The 21997-nt window shown below is 58.4% G+C and carries 23 protein-coding genes; 14 read left to right on the top strand and 9 right to left on the bottom strand.

The genetic code is table 11. The features are described 5' to 3' along the window. The 5 genes from IPJ12_06055 (at position 1) to IPJ12_06035 (ending at position 3077) form a co-directional block, all read left to right on the top strand. The gene (locus tag IPJ12_06055; GenBank protein MBK7646721.1) at positions 1–699 is read left to right on the top strand and encodes an aldehyde dehydrogenase family protein; all 699 of its coding nucleotides are present in this window, start codon (positions 1–3) and stop codon (positions 697–699) included. Beyond that, entirely contained in the window at positions 699–1655 is a 957-nt protein-coding gene (locus IPJ12_06050; protein MBK7646720.1) for a D-2-hydroxyacid dehydrogenase, read from the top strand. The genes IPJ12_06055 and IPJ12_06050 overlap by 1 nt, the downstream gene beginning before the upstream one ends. Then, positions 1652–2311, top strand: coding sequence for a lactate utilization protein C (locus tag IPJ12_06045; protein MBK7646719.1), 660 nt, complete (start codon positions 1652–1654; stop codon positions 2309–2311). Before IPJ12_06050 ends, IPJ12_06045 begins: the two co-directional genes overlap by 4 nt. Further along, positions 2308–2721, top strand: coding sequence for a hypothetical protein (locus IPJ12_06040; protein ID MBK7646718.1), 414 nt, complete (start codon positions 2308–2310; stop codon positions 2719–2721). The genes IPJ12_06045 and IPJ12_06040 overlap by 4 nt, the downstream gene beginning before the upstream one ends. A gap of 140 nt (positions 2722–2861) precedes the next feature. Then, positions 2862–3077, top strand: coding sequence for an RNA-binding S4 domain-containing protein (locus IPJ12_06035; GenBank protein ID MBK7646717.1), 216 nt, complete (start codon positions 2862–2864; stop codon positions 3075–3077). 7 nt (positions 3078–3084) lie between these two features. On the opposite strand, the gene IPJ12_06030 is transcribed toward IPJ12_06035, so the two are convergent. Genes IPJ12_06030 through IPJ12_06020 form a run of 3 tightly spaced genes read right to left on the bottom strand, consistent with a single transcriptional unit; the run spans position 3085 to position 5346 of the window. Beyond that, positions 3085–3642, bottom strand: a complete 558-nt coding sequence (locus tag IPJ12_06030; GenBank protein MBK7646716.1) for a 1-acyl-sn-glycerol-3-phosphate acyltransferase — start codon at positions 3640–3642, stop codon at positions 3085–3087. Positions 3643–3661: 19 nt separating this feature from the next. Then, positions 3662–4306, bottom strand: coding sequence for a DUF47 family protein (locus IPJ12_06025; GenBank protein ID MBK7646715.1), 645 nt, complete (start codon positions 4304–4306; stop codon positions 3662–3664). After that, positions 4303–5346: an inorganic phosphate transporter gene (locus IPJ12_06020; protein MBK7646714.1), complete on the bottom strand. Its 1044-nt coding sequence runs from the start codon at positions 5344–5346 to the stop codon at positions 4303–4305. The genes IPJ12_06025 and IPJ12_06020 overlap by 4 nt, the downstream gene beginning before the upstream one ends. A 155-nt stretch (positions 5347–5501) precedes the next feature. Between IPJ12_06020 and IPJ12_06015 the strand changes: the two genes are divergently transcribed. Together IPJ12_06015 and IPJ12_06010 are read left to right on the top strand one after the other, a co-directional pair. Then, complete coding sequence (locus IPJ12_06015; GenBank protein ID MBK7646713.1) at positions 5502–6542, top strand: C4-dicarboxylate ABC transporter; 1041 nt, start codon at positions 5502–5504, stop codon at positions 6540–6542. Next, positions 6539–7402, top strand: coding sequence for an alpha/beta fold hydrolase (locus tag IPJ12_06010; GenBank protein ID MBK7646712.1), 864 nt, complete (start codon positions 6539–6541; stop codon positions 7400–7402). Before IPJ12_06015 ends, IPJ12_06010 begins: the two co-directional genes overlap by 4 nt. Before the next feature lie 61 nt (positions 7403–7463). On the opposite strand, the gene ccoG is transcribed toward IPJ12_06010, so the two are convergent. Together ccoG and IPJ12_06000 are read right to left on the bottom strand one after the other, a co-directional pair. Continuing rightward, positions 7464–8867, bottom strand: a complete 1404-nt coding sequence (gene ccoG, locus IPJ12_06005) for a cytochrome c oxidase accessory protein CcoG (GenBank protein MBK7646711.1) — start codon at positions 8865–8867, stop codon at positions 7464–7466. A gap of 53 nt (positions 8868–8920) precedes the next feature. After that, positions 8921–9223 (bottom strand): hypothetical protein, encoded by a 303-nt coding sequence (locus tag IPJ12_06000; GenBank protein MBK7646710.1) that lies wholly within the window; start codon positions 9221–9223, stop codon positions 8921–8923. On the opposite strand from IPJ12_06000, the gene IPJ12_05995 reads away from it, so the two are divergent. Continuing rightward, positions 9212–10531, top strand: a complete 1320-nt coding sequence (locus IPJ12_05995) for a sigma 54-interacting transcriptional regulator (GenBank protein ID MBK7646709.1) — start codon at positions 9212–9214, stop codon at positions 10529–10531. The genes IPJ12_06000 and IPJ12_05995 overlap by 12 nt on opposite strands. Before the next feature lie 625 nt (positions 10532–11156). Here the strand turns inward: IPJ12_05995 and IPJ12_05990 are convergent. Both IPJ12_05990 and IPJ12_05985 read right to left on the bottom strand, forming a co-directional pair. After that, positions 11157–11909: an ATP-binding protein gene (locus IPJ12_05990; GenBank protein ID MBK7646708.1), complete on the bottom strand. Its 753-nt coding sequence runs from the start codon at positions 11907–11909 to the stop codon at positions 11157–11159. A gap of 36 nt (positions 11910–11945) precedes the next feature. Then, on the bottom strand, positions 11946–13442 hold the full coding sequence (locus tag IPJ12_05985) for an IS21 family transposase (GenBank protein ID MBK7646707.1): 1497 nt from the start codon (positions 13440–13442) through the stop codon (positions 11946–11948). Positions 13443–13873: 431 nt separating this feature from the next. On the opposite strand from IPJ12_05985, the gene IPJ12_05980 reads away from it, so the two are divergent. The 6 genes from IPJ12_05980 to IPJ12_05955 all read left to right on the top strand — a co-directional run bounded on the left by IPJ12_05980 (position 13874) and on the right by IPJ12_05955 (position 19693). Beyond that, positions 13874–14209, top strand: coding sequence for a winged helix-turn-helix transcriptional regulator (locus IPJ12_05980; GenBank protein MBK7646706.1), 336 nt, complete (start codon positions 13874–13876; stop codon positions 14207–14209). Then, positions 14200–14700: an arsenate reductase ArsC gene (locus IPJ12_05975; protein MBK7646705.1), complete on the top strand. Its 501-nt coding sequence runs from the start codon at positions 14200–14202 to the stop codon at positions 14698–14700. The genes IPJ12_05980 and IPJ12_05975 overlap by 10 nt, the downstream gene beginning before the upstream one ends. After that, on the top strand, positions 14697–15764 hold the full coding sequence (gene arsB / locus IPJ12_05970) for an ACR3 family arsenite efflux transporter (GenBank protein MBK7646704.1): 1068 nt from the start codon (positions 14697–14699) through the stop codon (positions 15762–15764). Before IPJ12_05975 ends, arsB begins: the two co-directional genes overlap by 4 nt. Positions 15765–15794: 30 nt before the next feature. After that, complete coding sequence (locus IPJ12_05965; GenBank protein MBK7646703.1) at positions 15795–17234, top strand: permease; 1440 nt, start codon at positions 15795–15797, stop codon at positions 17232–17234. Between the two features lie 11 nt (positions 17235–17245). Then, positions 17246–17479, top strand: a complete 234-nt coding sequence (locus tag IPJ12_05960) for a TM0996/MTH895 family glutaredoxin-like protein (GenBank protein ID MBK7646702.1) — start codon at positions 17246–17248, stop codon at positions 17477–17479. 372 nt (positions 17480–17851) lie between these two features. After that, positions 17852–19693 carry a TolC family outer membrane protein gene (locus IPJ12_05955; GenBank protein ID MBK7646701.1) on the top strand — a complete coding sequence of 614 codons (1842 nt, stop codon included), beginning with the start codon at positions 17852–17854 and terminating at the stop codon, positions 19691–19693. Between the two features lie 90 nt (positions 19694–19783). On the opposite strand, the gene IPJ12_05950 is transcribed toward IPJ12_05955, so the two are convergent. Together IPJ12_05950 and murJ are read right to left on the bottom strand one after the other, a co-directional pair. Next, positions 19784–20413 (bottom strand): YbhB/YbcL family Raf kinase inhibitor-like protein, encoded by a 630-nt coding sequence (locus tag IPJ12_05950; protein ID MBK7646700.1) that lies wholly within the window; start codon positions 20411–20413, stop codon positions 19784–19786. Between the two features lie 15 nt (positions 20414–20428). Further along, positions 20429–21979, bottom strand: a complete 1551-nt coding sequence (gene murJ / locus IPJ12_05945) for a murein biosynthesis integral membrane protein MurJ (protein ID MBK7646699.1) — start codon at positions 21977–21979, stop codon at positions 20429–20431. Positions 21980–21997: the final 18 nt, after the last annotated feature.

Raw genomic sequence — 21997 nt, 5'->3', positions numbered from 1 at the left:
ATGGAATTCGAGTCTGAGGGCCCGAAGGTTATTCCCTGCTGGATCAATGGCCACGCCTATTTGAGCATTCCGGAGGGTTTTTTCGATGTCAGCAATCCGGCTACTGGTGAGGCGATTCGTCGGGTGCCCTTGTGTGGCGCCACTGAGGCCACCGAGGCGGTCGGTGCCGCAAAAGCGGCTCAGCCAGCCTGGGCAGAAATGGGCATGCCGGCCCGCCGTGTCTGTCTGGCCAGTCTGGCCCAGTCGCTTGATGGCTACGCCGGACATTTCGCCCAATTGCTGAGCGCCGAATGTGGTTTTGACGAAGCGCGGGCAATGGCCGAAGTTGAAGAAGCCGTCGCGGCGCTGCAAGGCGCGATGGTTGGCCAGACGGGCATCCTGGGTCTGGTGCTCGATGGGTCGCGGCCGTTGGCCAGCTTTGCAGAAATCATCGCGCCGGCCGTGATGGCGGGCGCGACGGTTGTAGTCAAACCCAGCCCGAAAGCGCCGTCAGCCGTGTATGCCTTGTGCGAACTAGCCAGTCGGGCCGAGTGGCCGGGGGGCGTGCTCAACCTGCTGCAGGGTGACAGCGCGGCGATTACCGGTTTGTGCGCGGCCGGAATCGACCGCCTTGTCTATGGCGGCAACGCTACCCTCGGCGCCCAGGTTGGCACGATGGCGGAGATCGCCGGGGTCCCCTTCGAAATGACGGCGGCCTGATGCTGCGGATCGTCCAGCTTGAGGGGGAATCGCTGATCGCCGATGTCCGGCGACCGGCCTTCGTTCACGAGTGGGTCGAGCATGCGAAGACAAGCCCGTCGCAAGTGATCGAGCGTCTGGCCAGGGCAACCATCGCAATCACCAACAAGGTGCCGATCAACGCCGCCGCGATTGCCGCGTTGCCTGACCTGAAAATGATCGCCATCTCGGCCACCGGCACCAACAACGTGGATCTCAATGCCTGCCGGGGGCGTGGCATCGTCGTTTCCAATATTCGCGGCTATGCCGAACACACGGTGCCGGAACATGTCATGGCGCTGTTGTTGGCGCTTTCGCGCAATCTGGTGGCGTGGCGCGAAACGCTCCAGGCGGGTGGCTGGCAGCGTGCCGAGCAGTTTTGCCTGTTTGATCATCCCATTCGAGATTTGCACGGTGCAACGCTGGGGCTGATCGGTAGTGGCACGCTGGGCAACGGCGTCGCACGGCTGGCTGAAGCTTTCGGCATGCGTGTGCTGCGCGCTGACCGCAAGGGGGCGGCGGTCGTGCGACCTGGCTACACGGCTTTCGCTGACGTGCTGGCCACGGCCGATGCCATCAGCCTGCATTGCCCGCTGACGGCGGAAACACAAAACCTGATTGGTGAGGCTGAATTGAAAGCGATGAAACCGTCAGCCTTGCTGATCAACACGGCGCGCGGCGGTATTGTTGACGAGGCGGTGTTGATGCGAGCCTTGAAGGAGGGCTGGATTGGCGGCGCAGGATTCGATGTGCTCACGACCGAACCGCCGCCAGCCGATCATCCGATGCTCGATCCGGCCTTGCTCGCACTGCCCAATTTCCTGCTGACGCCACATGTCGCGTGGTCGAGTCGACCGGCGATGCAAACACTGGCCGATCAATTGATCGACAACATCGAAGCCTTCGTCGCCGGTGCGCCGAAGAACCGGGTGGCATGAGCGCGCGCGACGACATCATCGGACGTGTTCGCCGCGGTGTCGCCAAGGCTGACTATGCCAGCCGCCGGGCCGCTGCCGAGGCTGCCTTGGGGGCGCCAGTACGAGGGCCGCAACCGGTGATGGCCACCGACCTCGTTGCACGCTTCAAGGCCAAGGCCGAGTATTTGGCCAGTACCGTCGATGTGGTTGTTGCGCTGACCGACGTGCCGATGGCTGTCGCGGCCTATCTGTCGACCAACGGCTTGGGCCAGCAGGCCGTGGCGACGCCCGACGTCGGTAGCTTGAAATGGTCGGGCGCCTGTCTTCAAGTCGAAACCCGCGCCGCGGTCGACGCCGATAAAGTCGGTATTTCCGGCTGCTTCTGTGCCATTGCCGAAACCGGCACGCTGATGCTGCTCTCCGGCCCGGAAACGCCGGCCACGGTCAGCCTGCTGCCGGAAACGCACATCGCACGGGTTGATGTTTCGCGGATCGTGGCGACCATGGAAGATGCTTTCGCGCTGCTTCGGGCCGAGCACGGCAGCCTGCCGCGCGCGGTCAATTTTATCTCCGGACCTTCGCGTACCGGGGACATCGAACAAACCATCGTCCTTGGCGCCCACGGGCCATGCCGGGTACATCTGATCCTGGTCGGCGCCGACGCTGTCAAGCCATGAGTGATCGCGAGGTTGATAGTGCCTCGGTGGTGCGATTCGATCGGATCTCGGTGCGAACGGTAGCGCTCTTGTTTGGCGTCGCGTTCGCCCCGCTGGCTGTCATTCTCTATTCGGTCAGCAATGCGGAGTCGGCACGGAAAACATGGCGGGAAGCCTGTCTCGCGCCGGTAAATGAAAAAATCGACGTGACGGGCGTGGTGCGTCTGCGCCAAGGCGGATTTTATCTGGAGGCCGGTACTTCGTTGTTTTATCTGGGCAAATCGTGTAATGGAAGGTATGGCCGAGCCTGCCTGGAGAGCAATCCCGGAAAACGCCTGCTCACTAATCACGTTGGCCAGCCAGCCAGCGCAAGTCTGTGTGACGGCGAGGTGCTCAGTTACCAAGTGGCAGGCACTGCGTTCTACAAGTAAAAGGCGGCAAGGCACTGGATTGCTTTGGTATCTCGAATCTTTGCCGATACTATCTTCGTCTGGCCACGGGCCAGCCAAATTAACCATCCTCCTGCACGCTCGATAAGCGTGCAGGAGGGCTGACCTGATCGGAAAATATTGTGAGCATCACCTTTGCCGTGCGTGGCGAATACATTCAGCTGGACCAACTGCTCAAGGCCACCGGCCTGTGTGAATCAGGTGGTGCAGCCCATGCGGCCATCGCTGAGGGGCGCGTCATGGTGGATGCTGCGGTCGACACGAGAAAACGGGCAAAAATGAGACCGGGTCAGGTGGTGACCATTGGCGACGAAGAGGTGATTCTTGTCGCCGAATAGATAGCGCTTACGCCAGCCAGCGGATCGGCGAGGCGAGTTCCGGGTGTTTGCCTGTTCGGTCTTCGTAAAGCCTCGCGATCGCGGCAATATCGGTGGCCGGGTCGCCGGTCAGGGTCAGGTAGGTGGCAATCCCGATTTCACGTCGGGAGTAATCGATAAAGGCGATGGCGACGGGTACTTCGGCGGCTTGCGCAATCCGGTAGAAGCCGCTTTTCCAGCCTTGAGTCAGACTGCGGGTGCCTTCCGGGGCAATGACCAGCAGGAAGTCTGGATGAGCGGCGAATTGTGCTGCCATTTCAGCGACAAAGCCGTTGCGTACGTCGCGTTTGATCGGAATGCCGCCCAATTTTCGAAAGATAGTGCCGAGCGGCCAGCGAAATAGCGAGTCCTTGCCTACCCAATGCGCGTCAAGGCCAAGTGCGAGCTTGGCCAGCAGCGCGAAAACGCCATCCCAGTTCGAGGTGTGCGGATAGCCGACCAGCACGGCGCGCGCCGGATGTGCCGGCGGCTCGATCAAGGTCCAGCCGAGCAGGCCGAGTAGTTGGCGCGACAGGGTTTTGAGCATTGGGGTCAGTGTTTGGGGATCAGGTCATCTTGACCACGATGTCGTGCAGCGTGTTGGCGCAGTTGGCCATGCGGTCGGCGGCGTTGGACAGGTGGCGGTAGATTTCGCGGCGCTTGAACATGTGGATGTAGTCGTCGCCGACGAACAGTTCGGCGATGGCGCGGCGGTAGTTTTTTTCGACCCGGCGTTCGGCTTTGCGGGCGGCATCGGCATCCGCCGCTGCGTCGGCGGGTTGCTTGGCCAGCCGGGCGTAGCCCTGTGCCAGCGCATCGGTGCCGAGCTTGATGTGCATGGCCATTTCGAGGCAGTGTTTGTCGGGTGCCAGGGCGAGCGCTTCCATTTCGCTGACGGTCGTCTTGCAGTAATTGACGATCTCGTCGAGGTTGATGATGGCCCGGTAGATGTCCTCGCGGTCGATCGGTGTCGAAAAGGCTTCGTTCAGGGTGTGCAGGTTGTGCACTTTCACCCGGTCGGCCTCGTGTTCGTCCTTGCGGATCAGCTGGCCAACCGCCGGGTCGCCGCTTTCCATGAATTCAACCAGTAGCCCGGCCGAGTGGCTGACGTGCCCGCACTGTTCAGAGAGCAGGGTGAAGAAATCGGGCATTTTCGGGAAGACGCGATCGAGCACGCGACGCAGGATCGATGGTTTGATTTCTTCGCTCATGGCGTAGCTCCGAGAAAAAGATGGACCAGTGCGTAGGCCTGGATGGCGACGATGGCGGCGCCGGGAATGGTGATCACCCAGGTCGTGGCAATGTCCTTGGCCTTGGCCCAGCGCACGGCACGCGGCCGTTCCGAGGCGCCGATGCCCATGATCGACGTGGCGACGACGTGGGTGGTTGACACCGGCGCACCGACTGCCGAGGCGGCCAGAATGACGATGGCCGAGGTCAGTTGTGAGCCCAGGGCGTGGATGGGACGGACGCGGTAGATGGCGAAGCCGAGCGTGCGGACGATGCGCCAACCGCCAGACATGATGCCCAGCGTGATCGAGGTGGCGCAGGCAACCATGACCCAGAGCGGGACGTCGAACGTCGGGATGAAGCCGCCGAGCAGCAACACGAGGGTCAGGATGCCCATGCTTTTCTGGGCGTCGTTGGCGCCGTGCGAGAAGGCGAGGCCGGCAGCGGTGACGTATTGCAGGCCGCGCAGCCGGGCATTGGCGGCCGGGTTGGCAGCCATGAGCAAGGCAGTGAGCAGGCGATGGATCAGGAAGCCGAACCAGAAGCCGATCAGCGGTGAGAGGAGCAACGCCGCCAGTACCTTGACGATGCCGGTCAGGTGGCCGTTGGCCAGTTCGCCGAAGCCCCAGACAACGTGTTCGCTACCGACGGAAACGGTGACCGCTCCGATCAGTCCGCCGACCAGCGCGTGCGACGAGGAGGATGGGATACCGAATCGCCAGGTGCCGAGATTCCAGACAATGGCGCCGATCAAGCCGCAGAGCAGGATGGAGAGGGAAAGCGTGGGCATCACGCCATCGAGGGCCACGAAGCTGCCGATGGTGTTGGCAACCGCCGTGCCACCGAGCAGCGGGCCGAGAAACTCGAAGATGCCGACGACCAGTACCGCCTGGACGGGCGTCATGGCGCGCGAGGCGATGACGGTGGCGACGATATTGGCCGCATCATGGAAGCCGTTGGTGTAGTCAAACACCAGGACGATGACGACGGTGGCGATAGTCAGCAGGAACAGGGTATCCATGCATATCGGCCTGCGCGGGCAGGTCCGGTCTCCGTTTCGGAATATCTTGTTTTGCGTCAGTATATCGCCGAAGCGACGCTTTCCACGGGCTGGTGGGCGTTTGCCGCGGTCAACCGGAAAAAATCGCCGAAATTGAAATTTCAGAAAGTCGTGTCATGAGCTATCCCCGCTTCGCCGATATTTCCCGCGCCTTTGCACCCGGCTGGTTTGCTGCGGTCATGGGTACTGGCGTCTTCGCCATGACGACGCACAGCCTGTCGTTGCGATGGTCGTGGCTGGCGTTGCCGGCCGAGATGCTGCACTGGTTCAACAGCATTCTTTTCTTGGTGTTGGCGGTGCCCTGGCTGACCCGCTGGCTGGCTTTTCGTCCGGCGGCCATGCAAACGATGATGCATCCGGTCCAGGCCAATTTTTACCCGACGTTTTCAATTGCCTTGCTGGTGCTGGCGGCACAGTGGCTGACGTTTTCTCCGCACATCGAGGTGGCTTTGGCGATCTGGTGGCTGGGGGTGCTCATTCACTTTGTCTTCAGTTTTGCCGTGGTTTTCATCATGTTTCGTGGCGAGCATGTCGCGGTCGATCATGTGACCCCGGCCCACTTCATTCCGGCTGTCGGCCTCGTTGTCATGCCGCTGGCCGGCGGGCCATTGCTGGCGCACATGGATGGTGCCTGGCGTGAGTGGGTGCTGACGATCAACATCATCGGCCTGGGGGCGGGCAGCATGATGTATCTCGGCTTGTTCGGGCTGGCGCTTCATCGCAAATACTTGCACAAGCCGGCCCACGGCGCGCTGACGCCAACCATCTGGATACACCTGGCGCCGATTGGTGCCATTCCGGTGGGTTTGATGAATATTGTCGAACAACTTCCCTACCCATCGGCCCGCGAGACTGCGACGGTGCTGATGTTGCTGGTCTGGGGATTTGGGGTCTGGTGGCTGGTCATTGCCAGCCTGCTGACCTTGTCGGCGCGTGCTGCCGGGGAGCTGCCGTTTGCCTTGTCGTGGTGGGGCTTCACCTTTCCGGTCGGGGCATTCGCGGCCGAAAGTCTGCGCCTGACGAAAATTCTGGGCTGGGGCAGCACATTCGCCATTGGCCTTGCGGCCTGGCTGCTGCTTTGCTTCTTCTGGACGATCACCTTGGTGCGAACCGCGCGTGGCGTGGCGAGCGGCGCCATCTTCCAGCCTGCTACGTGAACTTTCAGGCCACGTGGCTTTGGGCGCCTCCGCTCCTGGCGGCAGGTGTCACCGCATTGAATTTTGCCATTCGGCGAGGGCTGCGAGCACCCCGTGTCGTTGAAAGTAGTCGGCCGCAGGGCTTGCCCTGGCTGGAGGTACGGGTGCCGACGACTAATGACAAAAAACTCTATGGCTGGTTTATCCCGGCCGGGCCAGAAAGTCCGGCCTTGGTGATCATGCATGGCTGGGGCGGCAATGCGGAGATGATGCTGCCCTTGGTGGCACCCCTGCATGCGGCGGGCTATTCGCTTTTGCTGCTGGATGCCCGTTGCCATGGTCAAAGCGATGACGACAGCTTTGCATCTTTGCCGCGCTTTGCCGAGGATATTGAGTCGGGCTTGCGTTGGCTGGCCATGCAACCGGAGGTCGATCAGTCGGCGCTGGGTGTTGTCGGACATTCAGTGGGTGCCGGCGCGGCGCTGCTTGCCGCTTCACGTCAGCCCGGGGTGCGGGCGGTGGTCAGTCTGGCGGCTTTCGCGCATCCGGCGGGCATGATGCGGCGCTGGCTGGCGAGCCTGCACATTCCTTACTGGCCGCTGGGGGCTTACATTCTGGCCTATGTGCAGCGGGTGATCGGGCATCGCTTTGATGCGATAGCGCCGTGCAACACCATTGCCCGGATAGCTTGCCCGGTCTTGATCATTCATGGCATGGCTGACGAGACAGTGCCGGTGGCCGAGGCGCAGCAGATATACGCGGCACGGGCCAGTGATGCGGTCGAGTTGTTGATGGTGGTGGGCAGTCACGACGACTACGGTGATACTGGTCCGCAGATTGGCGTGCTTCAGGACTTTCTTGAGCGCGCGATACGGCGCTGAATCCGGATGAAAAAAGGGCGGGAGACTGGCTCCCGCCCTTGCCGGTTAAGCATTAAATCGATCAGGGTTGCAGGAAAGAGGCTTTCTCGCGAACCTTGATGTCGTCGTTGTCAGTGGCCTCGATCTCGAAATGGATCGGGTTCGATCCTGTCTTGCCGGCGTCCGGTGGTGCGCTGACGATGACGTTGAAGGAGGTCAGCCCGGCAGCTGCGGCGTCGACTTCGTTGTCGCCGGTGATTTCGGCGCCGGGCAAGCCGTCGACCGTGATCTTGTAGCGATGGGTCCGTTCTTCGGTGTTCATGATCTGCAGCATGAATACGTTTTCGATCCGGCCTTCGTCGGTTTCGCGGGCCAGCGTCGAGCGGTCACGGATGATGTCCACTTTGAGCGGAATGCGATGGGCAAGGAACCATGCGGCGAGGCCGGTGATGAGGATCAGGATCGCTGTGTACAGCAGGATGCGCGGACGGATGACGTGAGCGAGGATTTCCTTCTTGCTCAGGTGCTTGGCCATGGCGCTTTCGGTGGAATAGCGCACCAGACCGCGCGGCAAGCCAACCTTGTCCATGACCTGGTCGCAGATGTCGATACAGGCTGCGCAGCCGATACACTCGTATTGAAGGCCATTGCGGATATCGATGCCGGTCGGGCAGACTTGCACGCATTGTCCGCAGTCCACGCAATCGCCCAGCTTGCTGAGGTCGGCGCCTTTTTTACGCAAGCCGCGGGGCTCGCCACGTTCCGGATCGTAGGTGACGATCAGTGTGTCCGGGTCGAACATCACGCTCTGGAAGCGGGCGTACGGGCACATGTACTTGCAGACCTGCTCGCGCATGAAGCCGGCGAAGAGGTAGGTGAAGCCGCCGTAGAAGAAGATCCAGAAGATTTCCCACGAGCCGAGATTGTTGGTCATCACGTTGTGGATCAGTTCGGTGACCGGAGTGAAGTAGCAAACCAGCGTGAAGCCTGTCCATAGTGAGAACAATAGCCAGACGAAGTGTTTGGTGGCCTTGATGCGCAGCTTGCGTGCGCCGGTACTCTTGTCAAGCTTGATGCGGGCGTTGCGATCGCCCTCGATCTTGTTTTCGATCCACATGAATATCTGTGTGTAGACCGTTTGTGGGCAGGCATAGCCGCAGAAAAGTCGACCGGCTACGGCCGTAACGAGGAAGAGTGCGTAGGCCGAAACGATAAGCAGGGCGGCCAGGTAGATGACGTCCTGCGGCCAGAAAACCATGCCGAATATGTAGAACTTGCGCTCGACCAGATGCAGCAGGATAGCCTGACGGCCGTTCCACACCAGCCATGGGCTGACGTAGAACAAAATCTGCGTGAAGATGACGAGGGCGATTCGCCAGTTGTCGAAAAGTCCGCGAACGCCTTTGGCGTAGATTTTCTTGCGTTTTTCAAAGACGGAAACTTTTGCCGTGCCATCAGGCTGCGGACTGTTTGCTGGCTGACTCATCGATCCTCAATCTGGTTGTTAAAAAGGTTGGAAACCGGAACTGCTGGACTCGTTCAACCATGGTTGCATGGAGCAAGCCTGCGGGGCGAACTAAAGGGGGTATGCCGCCAGGTTGATTGTCGGTTATCCAGCACTCCTCCATCAATACTGTGGAGACAAAATTGCAGGCAGAGCGCGTCACCGGTTTCCAGTGTACCTAATATCAAGATGTGTGCCTGCTTTTTTATTTGTTGAATATTCATACAAATCAGTGCCTTGATGTTTTTGTGCTGCAGAGGTTTGTATTTTTTTGGCGCCGATGGACAATAATGGCTGTCTAATTTGGCGCTGGCGACAAAACTGACATGACTGCTCATTTCCTCAGTGAACTGCTTTCCTTCCTTGATGGCTTGCCTGAGCCGCGCATTGTGATGAATGCCGATTACCGGATTGTGGCCGCAAACGCGGCTTACATTAAGGAATTCGGTGGCGATCTGCCTGTCGCCGGGCGGACCTGCTACGAAGTGTCGCACCATTTCACTGTGCCGTGCGACCAGGCGGGTGAATCCTGCCCCCTGAAGCAAAGCCTGGAAACGGGTGAGCCGCAGCGTGTTTTGCACCTGCATCATACCCCGCGCGGCGAGGAGCATGTGGCGGTTGAGACGACGCCGATTCGCGATGAAAGCGGGCAGATCGCCTATTTTGTCGAAACCATGCGGGTCGTCCGTCAGGCCAGTAGTCGGGCTGCTGCGCAGGGATTGGTCGGGCGCTCGCCGGCGTTTATCGGGATGCTGGAAAAAATCCTGCGGGTGGCCAATTCGAATGCCTCGGTCTTGCTGCTCGGCGAAACGGGGACGGGCAAGGAGCTGGTGGCACGGGCCATTCACGAGGCGAGCGCACGAGAAGAGGGGCCGTTTGTGGCCGTAGACTGCGCCGGTATGACCGAAACACTATTTGAAAGCGAACTGTTCGGTTATGAAAAAGGGGCTTTCACCGGGGCGGCGCATCGCAAGCAGGGGTTGGTCGAAGCTGCCGCTGGCGGTACGCTGTTCCTCGATGAAATCGGCGAATTGCCGCTGACGTTACAGGTCAAGCTATTGCGTTTGCTCGAAACCGGTACCTATCGGCGTGTCGGCGGACTGGATTGGCTACCGGCAGATTTTCGCCTGATTACCGCCACCCATCGTGATCTCCGTGCCATGGTGCAGGCCGAGACGTTTCGTCGGGATTTGTACTTCCGGATCAATACCTTCCCCATTCACTCGCCAGCGCTGCATGAGCGTGCCAGTGATATTCCCTTGCTGGCAGCGTCGCTGCTGGAGCGGGTCGATCGCAAGCCGGGGCGCGAGCTGACGCCGGCGGCGCAGGCGTGGCTGTCCGGGCGTCGCTTCAGCGGCAATATTCGCGAGTTGCGTAACTTGATCGAGCGGGCCACCCTGCTGGCCGATGGTGAGGTAATCGATCTGCCGCATCTGCTCGACATGGCCGAGGATGTTCCGCCGGCCAGGATGATTGAAGACGGGGCTTTCAGGGTCGGCGATATTGTCGATCTGGAGACGCTGGAGGCGCGCTATCTGGCTTGGGCGAGCGAGCAGGCCGGTGGTGATCATGCCTGGCTGGCCGAGCAACTGGGTGTCAGCCCGCGCACCTTGTATCGCAAACTTCAGGACAGCCGTAAGGGCTGAACGGATATTTCAATTTCGGCCGATTTTTCCGGTTGACCGTGGGAGAGATGTTTCCTGCCTTGGCAGGCTATGTCGCCCGATGAAATTGCCCTGAGCAAACGTGTCGGATGACAGAGTTAGTGAAAAAAGCTCGCACAGAAACAAACGTGTTTTTCATTAACTCTGACATTGATGGAGTCCTTGTTTGCCACAGAAACTGACGAAATCAGGTATTCGTGCCATTGAAAGAGAAAAATTCAGAGATGCTCGAAGAGCTAAAGCCAATGGAGCTGTCTTCACAACGGTGTTATCCGGCACCAACCAGCCCGTGAAAGGAGGCTTCAAACATTGAAATCGAAGCCACGACTGCCCGCCCGATCTCCATTCGCTTAACTTGCTTCGATCTCAAAGCGCAAAACCTGCCGCCTTAGGATTAACGGCACCCAACAAGTTAGTTCTAGGGTGTCGGCGCGCGTTTAATTTTGACCACCTGTGCTCGTTGAATTTTGACCAGGTGTGATAGCCACCTGACATAGGTTGGCTTGTGGATAAGTGTAGCTCAGAACAACCGATTTCCGAGCCACGATGAATGCGTTGGGAAAGCCGTGGAGGACGAAGTCCGGAACGGATTTCCCAACGCGGCCGATCAGAATGCGTCCTCCTCGGGTGGATTTCCCCGCTTGCTCTGCTCCCTTGCCTTGATCCTCGACTTGGCGGTCGCCGTGCTGTGCCGGAAGCGAAATGACTCATTCCCCGTTTCCACGATGTGGCAGTGATGCGTCAGGCGGTCGAGCAGCGCCGTCGTCATCTTGGCATCGCCGAAGACGCTCGGCCATTCGGCAAAGGTCAGGTTGGTCGTGATCATCACGCTGGTGTGCTCGTAGAGCTTCGACAGCAAGTGAAACAGCAAGGCACCACCAGCCTGGCTGAACGGCAGATAGCCCAGCTCATCGAGAATCACCAGATCCATGCGCAGCAGTCCCAAGGCAATCCGGCCAGCTTTGCCGGCCGCCTTCTCTTGTTCCAGGGCATTGGCCAGATCCACCGTCGAGAAGAACCGAACCCGCTTGTTATGGTGCCCAATCCCCGAAACACCCAGTGCCGTGGCCAGGTGCGTCTTGCCGGTTCCCGTGCCACCGATGAACACCACGTTCTGCGCTTCCTCGGTAAAGGACAGGTCGGCCAGTTGCCGAATCAGTTTCTGATCTACCTTCGATTGATCGAAGTCGAATCCCGCTAGATCCCGATGTACAGGGAAGCGGGCCGCATGCATCTGGTAGCCAATCGAGCGCATGACCCGGTCAGTATGTTCGGCCTGCAGCAGATGCTCGATCAACCAGCGAGAAGTGTCGATGCCGGCGCCACCGTTGGCCGATAGCTCTTCCCAGGCACCAGCCATGCCGTGCAGGCGCAGCTCCTGAACTCACTCATCAGCTCACGCATGGTCGCTCACCTCCACGCGCAGCTGGTCGTAGCGACCCGTATCGGCGATCGGTGCTTCGCTGATCGTCAGCGGGGTCTCCACCGGTGGTGGCATGGGTCCAGACTTCAGTCGATTGAGCATGTTCTCGACGTGCTCGGCACTGGGCAAGCCTGATTCCAGAACCAGATCGACCGCCACCAGCACAGACTCCAGACCGAACTGCGCAATCGCTGACAGGACCTTGGCCATGACCCGATCACCACCTTCTCGACGCAGCAACAAACTGCGCAGGCGCTGCAAAGCTTCCGGCATGTCGGCAAATGGCGCGCCATTTCTCAAGGCACCCGGCTTGCGTTCAATCAGCGGAATGTAGTGCTGCCAGTCGTAGAGCGTTTGTTGCCGGGTGAAACTACGTGGATGGCTGGCCATGCGCAGATCGTGCGCCACCATATCAATCCGCTCCGGATAGAGACGCAGGCTAACGACCTGGCCGACCAACTCGCACGGCACCGAATAGCGATTACGATCCAGCGTGACTAGGCAGGTGCTGGAGACTTTGCCCAGGGTTTCAACATACCCATCGAAGGGCGCCACCATTGGCATCAGGCTCGGTTGCTCGTGTTCCAGCATCTCGGCCACCGTCAGATCCGCGTACTCAGGATGGCGCAATTCCTGCCACAGGCTACGGCAGCGTTCGAGCAGCCAGACGTTCAGTTCGGTGAAAGAGCTGAAGCGTTCCTTGCCGGCATCCTGCCAGAGCCGCAGCCGGCTATCCTGGACATTCTTCTCGACAACGCCTTTCTCCCAGCCGCTGGCGACATTGCAGAAATCCGGGTCGAACAGGTAGTGGGAGGCCATGGCCGAGAAGCGGGCATTGACGATACGGGACTTGCCCTTCTGCACCTTATCCACGGCCGTCTTCATATTGTCGTAGATGCCGCGCCGAGGAATGCCGCCCAAGGCCGCAAACGAACGGGTATGGGCATCAAACAGCATTTCGTGGCCTTGCGTCGGGTAGGCCTGAACCACAAAGGCCCGACTGGCACAGAACTTCAGATGCGAGGCGAGAATCTTGCGCCAGACACCACCGATCACCAAATGCTCTTCGCTCCAGTCGAACTGGAAGGCTTCGCCTAATTCAAAGTGGAGCGGAACGAAGGCTTTGCTGACCGCCGCGCCACCATCGGAACGCCAGCGCCGGATGAACTCAGTGACCCGGCAGTAGGTGCCCGTAAATCCGGCCGCCTGCAATTCACCAAAGAGTTTCAGCGCCGTACGCCGATCCCGTTTCGGGCGCCGAGCATCCGTTTCCAGCGCCTTGATGAGTCGCGCCGCATAGGGCGCAATCTTGACGTTCGGGTTCTCCCGTTCGTACTTCGGCTCCGTGCCTTCCGGCGTCCGTAACCAACGCTTGACGGTGTTCCGGCTATACCCCGTCTTCCTCGAAATCTCGGATAGCGACACGCCATCCCGGTAAAACAACCGCCGAATCCTTCCCAGATCCTTCATGGTGATCATCTCCTAAAATCCTGCTCAAAAAATGAGCGGACTAGTTAATCACCCTGGTCAATTTTCAGCGCGCACAACCTCGCTTTTCTGGTCAGTTTTCAACGAGCGTCAACACCAGCTCAATGTCATCGCGAGGAAACTGAATGAGCGTCCCAGGAAAACACTAGACTACGCAACACCCGCCGAACGATTTCACCAAACCGTTGCATCGACCGGTTGAATCCAAGGTGCAACATCGGCCCTACAGTCGAGCTACCCTCAACGGCTGGAATGGCCGACAAGATGACTGTCTCAGAACTGCAGAATTTTCATTATCTGCGACAGTAGTTTTTCACTAACTTGGCACATTTTTCACTAACAGCGTCAACCTACAAAACGATTTGACTGAATTTTCTGCTTCCAAAATCTAATATTTAAATTATTATTGAAATATGGAATCAAAAATTGCTGTGAGTGCGCTTGGTGCATTGGCCCATGAAACTCGTCTGGCGGTCTTCCGCTTGCTTGTACGGGCCGGTGATGCCGGTTTGTCGGTCGGTCGGATTGCCGAAGGCTTGGGCATTGAGGCCAATGGCCGGCTGACCTTTCACCTGAAGGAACTGGTCGCGGCTGGACTGGCCACGTCGCGGCAGGAAGGGCGATTCGTTTATTACTCGACCAATTATGTGGCCATGAATGGCCTGCTGCGCTACCTGACCGAGGACTGCTGCGGCGGTCTCGGTTGCGAGGTGGTCGTTGAGGCATGCAGCCAGGAGAAATGTGCATGAAGGTTTTCAATGTGCTGGTGCTGTGCACCGGTAATTCGGCCCGCTCGATTCTCGGCGAGGCACTGTTCAATCATCTGGGAAAAGGTCGGATTCGCGCTTTTTCGGCCGGTAGTCAGCCGAGTGGCACGGTCAATCCGGTCGCCATGGAAACTCTGGAAAAGCATGGTGTGCCCTTGCCCGAAGCGCGCAGCAAGTCGTGGAAAGAGTTCGCTGCACCGGGAGCGCCATCGCTCGACTTTATCTTTACCGTCTGCGCCAGTGCAGCCGGCGAAGCCTGCCCGATCTGGCCCGGCCATCCGGCGACCGCGCACTGGGGCATCGCCGACCCGGCTCATGTCGAGCCATTGGCGGCCCGTCAGGCGGCATTTGAAACTGCTTTTACCGAGCTGGAACAACGAATTTCGGCGTTTTTGAAATTACCTCTGGAAACGATGTCGACCGCGGCAGTCGTCGAGGCGGCGAAGCAGATCCATACGGAGGTTTTGGCATGAGCGCGCAGTGCGAAATGGCCATGAAGCAGGCGGCGGGTGCGCCGATGAGTGGATTCGAACGTTACCTGACGATCTGGGTTTTTCTGTGTATCGTTACCGGGATCGTTTTTGGCCAGGTTTTGCCCGGCCTCTTTCATGCCATCGGCCACATGGAAGTGGCGCAAGTTAATTTGCCGGTCGGGCTGCTGATCTGGGTGATGATCATCCCGATGCTGGTCAAGGTCGATTTTGGCGCGCTGGGTGAGATGAAACAGCACGTCAAGGGGATCGGCGTCACCTTGTTCGTCAACTGGCTGGTCAAGCCGTTCTCGATGGCTTTCCTTGGCTGGCTGTTTATCCGTCACATTTTCGCGCCGTATTTGCCGGTCGAACAACTGGACAGCTACATTGCCGGTCTGATCCTGCTTGCGGCGGCACCCTGCACGGCTATGGTCTTTGTCTGGAGCCGGCTGTCGAATGGCGATCCATTGTTCACCCTGTCACAGGTGGCGGTTAACGACACCATCATGGTTTTCGCCTTCGCGCCGCTGGTGGCATTTCTGCTCGGCATTTCGTCGATTACCGTGCCGTGGGCAACCTTGTTGATCTCGGTCGTGCTCTACATTGTGATTCCTGTGGCGTTGGCGCAACTCTGGCGAAAATCACTGCTGGCCCGCGGTCAGGCAGCCTTTGATGCGGCGATGGCAAAAATCGGTCCGTGGTCGATTGGCGCACTGCTGGCGACCCTGGTGCTGCTCTTTGCCTTTCAGGGCGAAGCAATTCTGCGCCAGCCGCTGGTCATTGCATTGCTGGCAGTGCCTATCCTGATTCAGGTATTTTTCAATTCAGCACTGGCTTACTGGCTGAATCGAGTGGTCGGCGAGAAGCACAACATTGCCTGCCCGTCTGCCCTGATCGGGGCTTCCAACTTTTTTGAGCTGGCAGTTGCTGCAGCAATCGGCCTGTTCGGTTTCGAGTCCGGCGCAGCGTTGGCGACGGTCGTCGGCGTCTTGATCGAAGTGCCGGTCATGTTGCTGGTGGTGCGTGTGGTCAATGCCAGCAAGGGGTGGTACGAAGCAGCTTGATCGCCGGCGCTGGCCGGCGGGGAGGGCGTCATGAATATCTTGATCGAGGGCCTGCAGGGCGGACTGGCCGGACTGTTTTCTTATTTGGCTGCCCACGTCCTGCTTTGTCTAGTACCGGCATTTTTCATTGCCGGGGCGTTGTCGGCACTGGTGCCACAGCAATCGATCATCCGCTTCCTCGGGCCGGATGCCCCGAAATGGGTGTCGTACCCGGCCGCTGCCGGGGCTGGTAGCCTGCTTGCCGTTTGTTCCTGCACCATTCAGCCACTGTTTGCAGGTATCTACAAAAAGGGTGCTGGCTTGGGGCCGGCGGTCACTTTCCTGTTTTTTGCGCCAGCCGCCAATATTCTGGCTCTGTCTTACACCGGCGTCGCGCTCGGTGCTGACTTTGCCATTGCCCGCATCGTGTTGGCGCTCACTTTTGGCGTCGGAATCGGCATGATAATGGCGATCATCTTCCGGCGGGGCGAAGAGGCTCGTCTGGCCGGGAGCGAGGTGTTCAGTGGCGGCGAAGCCATTTCGCGAAAAGCACTGCTTTTTCTGGCGACGCTGGTTGCCTTGCTGCTGGCCGGTACGCTGAAGTTGGAATTTTTTAGAGCAGTGTTGTTCAGCGGCGAGTTGCCATGGACAGGCGCCCGCGCCGTTCAGTCGGCACTCGATCGTCTGGTTCCCATCGATGAGGCAACGGGGGCTGAGGGGCTCAGTGTGCAGGGCGTGCTCCTGATCGTACTGTTGGGGGCAATCGGTGCGGCAGCGTGGCGGGGTCTTGGTAAAGTTGATGAAGGCTTCAATCGCCTGACTCCTGTAGCGCTAGGGTTAACGCTGACGACGCTGGTGGCGGCGGCGCTTGGCATGCAAGTTTCCGAAAATGGCGTAATTTTCGTGTTGACCGTGAGAACGCTCATCGTGCTCGCCTTGTGTGTCGCGCTTGTGCCGCTGGGGCGCCGTTTTGATTCCTGGGAGATGCAGCAGTGGCTGTGGGAAACCTGGCGTTTCGTTAAGCAGATTTTTCCGTTGCTGGTGGTCGGGGTGTTCCTGGTCGGCGTCATCCGGATATTCATTCGTCCGGAATGGGTGCAGGCCGTTGCTGGCAGCAATACCGTGCTGGCCAATCTGGCCGGCGTGGTGTTCGGTGTATTCATGTATTTCCCGACCCTGGTCGAGGTGCCGATTGCCAAAATGTTCCTGTCGCTCGGCATGCATCCGGGGCCGCTGATTGCTTACTTGATGGCCGATCCGGAGCTTTCTCTGCAGAGCATCCTGATCACTTCGGTGATCATCGGCAAACTGAAGGCGTGGACTTATGTGGGCTTGGTGGCCGTATTCTCGACGCTCGCCGGGCTGACTTATGGCGCCTGGGTGGATGGCACTTCGTTGTCGACCTTGTTGATTCTGGTCGGCGGGTTCATTGTGTTGCTGGTTGTCTTGCTGAATCTGTTCGAGCGCCTTTCGCGCGCCCGGACAGCTTGAAAGGAGTCATCATGTTGATCAAGATTCTCGGTAGCGGTTGCGCCAAGTGTCACCGTCTGGAACTGTTGACTCGCGAGGTCGTCGCTGAATTGGGCATTGAGGCCACATTCGAACACGTGACGAATATGGAAGAGATCATGGCTTATCCCATCATGACGACACCCGCGCTGGTGGTCGATGAAGTTGTCAAGGTTGCCGGCCGTATGCCGAGCAAGGAGGAGATTGCCAGCTGGCTCAAATCCTGATCAAGCTGGCGTACTTTCGATCTTAGGTCGGGTACCTGCTGGCGTTATTTTAAAGTCATATTTTTTCCTCTTTTTCAAGGAGAGGCACAAGGTGCGGGTAGGGCTGCGGGTTTGGGCTGAAGGTCACCCGGCAGGCCATGGCAGCGAGCCATCGCTCAATTTAGGCAGGCAAAAGAAAAAATGATAGATTGATAATCGGTATCGTTATGCCAATATAATCAGCCTTTACGATTTCTTACACTTTGTGAAAAAGTGCCACATATAATTCAGCGAAATTACGTACATTGCCCCTGTTCCGTCTTTTGTTGCAATTATTTGATCAGAATCTGCAGAAATTGCCTGCCCTTTGCTGCTTTAATCAAAATGTCGCCCATGAAAAAAATTGCTCTTGTTTCCATTCTCGTTGCAGCTGCTTTTCCAGCGGTCGGTCAGGAGCCTGCAGCCCTGTCTGCAAGTTCTTCCATCCTCAAGGATGTTGCGCAAAGGGCCGTTCTGAATAGCCCGGAGGTCACCTCCAAGTGGCACAATTACCGGGCGGCAGACGAAGAAATCGGGGTTGCACGCGGCGGATATTTTCCCCGTGTCGATCTAACTGTGGGTGGCGGGCGCGAGAGCCTCAAACAGCCCCCCGTTGGTACGCGCGACAACTACACGCGCAGTGGTTATTTGCTCAGTCTGAATCAAATGCTTTTCGACGGTTTTGCTACGCGCAACGAAGTGCGGCGTCTCGACAAGGCCAAGTTGGTCCGTTACTACGAGCTGCTTGATGCTTCGGAAAACGTTGCACTTGAGGCAGGACGTGCCTACCTGGATGTACTGCGCTATCGTCATCTGGTTGATCTGGCTCAGGACAACTACGTTCAACACAAGGCAACGCACGAGCAGATCCAGCGTCGTACCGAGAGTGGTGTTGGCCGTCGCGTCGACCTGGAACAAGCCGCCAGTCGCCTCGCGCTGGCTGAAATCAACCTCGTGACCGAGAAGGCCAACCTGCACGATGTCAGTGCGCGTTACCAGCGCCTGGTTGGTATCCAGCCGACGTCGGCCATTACGCCGCCGACACAGCTTGATACTGCTTTCCCGGCGCAAGCAAAATCAGCGCTCGACACCCTGTACAAAAAAAATCCGCAGCTGCTTGCGGCCAGCGAGAACATCGAAGCTGCTCAGTACGAAATCAATACACGTCGCGCCGCCTACTCGCCTAAACTGGACTTCCGCGCGCGTACCGACCATACCCAGAACTATCTGGGGGTCGATGGACAGCGTGAGCAAAACGTTGCGGAACTCGTGGTCAGCTGGAATCTGTTTAACGGTGGCTCGGACCGCGCACGTGAAAAACAGACCATCGAAAAGAAGAGCCTTGCTTTTGACCTGCGTGAAAAAGCCTGCCGCGACACCCGTCAGACATTGTTGATCGCTCACAACGACGTGCTGCGCCTGCGAGAGCAATCATCCAAATACGCGCAGCAGGTTGCCTTCCTTGAAAAGACGCGAGATGCCTATCGTGACCAGTTCAACGTTGGTCAACGTACCTTGCTTGATTTGCTGGATACCGAGAACGAACTTCTCGTTGCCCGTCGTTCCAATGTTAATGCCGACACTGATCTGACCCTGGCTTATCTGCGCACCTATGCCGGCATGGGCACGCTGCTGGAATACCTTGGCTTGCAGCGCCTTGATGCCGAAACGCCGGATAGCAAAGATCTGGTCGATATTGACCCGTCGCAGCTTTGTCCGAATGAGCCAATCGCTCTCGAACAGGCCGATCGCGAAGAGCTGAATGCCCGGGCTGCTGCGCTCAATGCCGCGCGTGCTCCGCTCCCAGTCATCATGGGGCCGGAGGCGACGATTCAGAATCAGGTCAAGTCCTGGGCTGCCGCTTGGACTGCTCGCGACTATTCGGCCTACAGCGCGTTTTACGCCCCGACCTTTACGCCGGACGGCGGATTGTCTCGTGAGGATTGGGCTCAATTGCGCCGTAGTCGTATTTCCGCACGCGGCAACATCAATGTCGATCTCCAGGACGTGAAGGTGCGCATGGATGGCAATGAACGTGCATTTGCGGAGTTCCGTCAGGTCTACCAGTCCAAGGGCTTTAGCGACACCACGCAAAAGACGCTCGAAATGATCCGTGTTAACGGCAAGTGGCTGATCAATCGCGAAAGCTCGGCGGTTTGCGCCGGTAATACGGTGGGTGGCTGCAAGAGCAAGTAAGCCACCGCCAGTCATTGTTGCTATCGGCCAAGTCCGATGAGTGAACAAAAAAAGGCCATGCAAAAAATGCATGGCCTTTTTGTTTGAAACTTAGCCCAGCAAACTGGGGTTTAGCGTATAGCTTCCGTTCAAGCTGGCTTCGGCCAAGATGTGTCCTTGCAGAGCGGCGCGCACTTCCGGGCCACTGAATTTTCCTTCGATCGACAGTCTTTCGGTGTCCAGCGCATAGACCGTGAATATGTAGTGATGAACGATTTCATCATTCCAGGGCGGGCAGGGGCCATCGTAGCCATAATAGTCACCCAGCATGTCGTGGTCGCCAGCGAACCACTCGGTATAGTTGTTGACCCCCTGGCGACTACCATGGAGGCTCTGAGGCCCCGACTTGCCGCGCGGTGTGACGTTGCTACTGAATTCACCTTCAGCGATTGAATTGATGTTGGCTGGCAGATCTATCAGCACCCAATGGAAGAAGTCGACACGTGGCAACGCTGCGGGAACGGTTCTTCCTTCTTGGTTAACGTCGCTTCCTTCGCTGGGTACATCGGGATCGTGACAGATGATTGCAAAGGACTTGGTGCCTGCAGGTACATCGCTCCACGCCAGGTGAGGGTTCAGGTTCTTGCCGAGGCAGACGTGATGCGCCGGGTCAGGGGTGCAAAACGAGAATTCTCCCGGGATTTTGTCGCCATTCGCAAAGCTGGTGCTGGTCAGTTTCATTGTTGCTTTCCCCGATTACGTTGCCGCCCGGCGTTTGAAATCTCCCGGACGGAAGCCAAGAATCCATAGTGTAGCGAAATAGGCTGTGGCGCCAAGTGGAACCAGCCAAGCTAAATGAATTGTCCGGTCGACGAAGCTCATTTGCAACCAGCTCTTTTCCACACCCATGCCAAACCACAGCGCCAGTCCCATGGCCACCATGGCCACCATCAGTTTGACGACGAAAACGCCCCATCCGGGCTGTGGCTCGTAGATGTTGAGACTGCGCAGGCCGCGATAGAGCATTGCGGCATTCAGGCAGGCGGCCAGTCCAATTGACAGCGCCAGTCCGGCGTGTTCCAGCCAGCCGATGAAAGCGATGTTCATGACCTGCGTTGCGGTCAGCGAGATCAATGCGATACGCACCGGGGTTCTGACGTTTTGCCGGGCGTAAAACCCCGGGGCCAGTATTTTGACCAAAATCAGTCCGGTAAGCCCGATGGAGTAGGCTGCCAGTGCCTCTCGTGTACGGAAAACGTCTTCCGCCGAAAAGGCTCCATGGAAGAACAGGGTGGCGATCAGCGGTACTGCAAGGATGCCCAGCGCAAGCGATGCCGGTGCTGCAAGGAGCAGGGTCACGCGTAAACCCCAGTCGAGCAGTCGGGAGTATTCAAGGTGGTTCTCACTGGCGTGATAACGCGAGAGCGAGGGGAGCAAAATTGTGCCGAGTGCGGCACCGAGCATGCCGGAGGGGAACTCCATCAGGCGGTCGGCGTAATAGAGCCAGGAGACGCTGCCTGTTTTGAGAAAAGAGGCAAAAATCGTGTTGACCAGCAAACTGATTTGGGAAACCGAGACGCCGATCAGGGCGGGTCCCATCAACATGACGATCCGGCGAACACCGGGGTCAGCCCAGGCCGCACGCCAGTTCAGCGATGGCCGGGGGAGCATTGATATCTTTTTTAGTGCCGGAATCTGGATGGCGAGTTGCAGCAGTCCGCCAATAAAGACGGCCCATGCCAACGCGAGTACGGGCGGCTCAAAATAGGGAACGGCAAACAGGGCCATGCCAATAAAAGTGAGATTGAGCAGCACTGGCGTGAACGCGGGAAGTGCGAATCGGCTCCAGCTATTAAGAATTCCCCCGGACAAGGCGACCAGTGACATGAAGAAGATGTAAGGGAAGGTGATTCTGGTCAGCGTGATGGTCAGCTCGAATTTTCCGGTCTCGGCCGCAAAGCCGGGGGCGGAAACCCACACCAGAATCGGCGCCGCGGCAATACCGATGACCGTGACTGCAAAAAGTGCCAGCGACAGGATGCTGGCGACGTGATCGATCAGCGTCCGCGTGTCTTCTTCGTTACGTTTGTTTCGGTATTCACCAAGAATCGGGACGAAGGCTTGAGAAAAGGCTCCTTCGGCAAACATGCGCCGCAACAGATTGGGGAGCTTGAAGGCGACAAAAAATACGTCAGTGCCCAATCCTGCGCCGAAAGTGCGGGCGATCACGAAGTCCCGGACAAATCCGAGAATTCTGGAGAGAAGTGTCATACCACTGACCGTGGCCAGCGCGCGCAGCAGATTCATTCGGTATCGGTCTTGTCT

It is taken from the genome of Betaproteobacteria bacterium (assembly GCA_016709965.1).
Classification (GTDB): Bacteria; Pseudomonadota; Gammaproteobacteria; order Burkholderiales; family Rhodocyclaceae; genus Azonexus; species Azonexus amarohabitans.
This window is presented reverse-complemented; position numbering and strand designations above follow the sequence as displayed.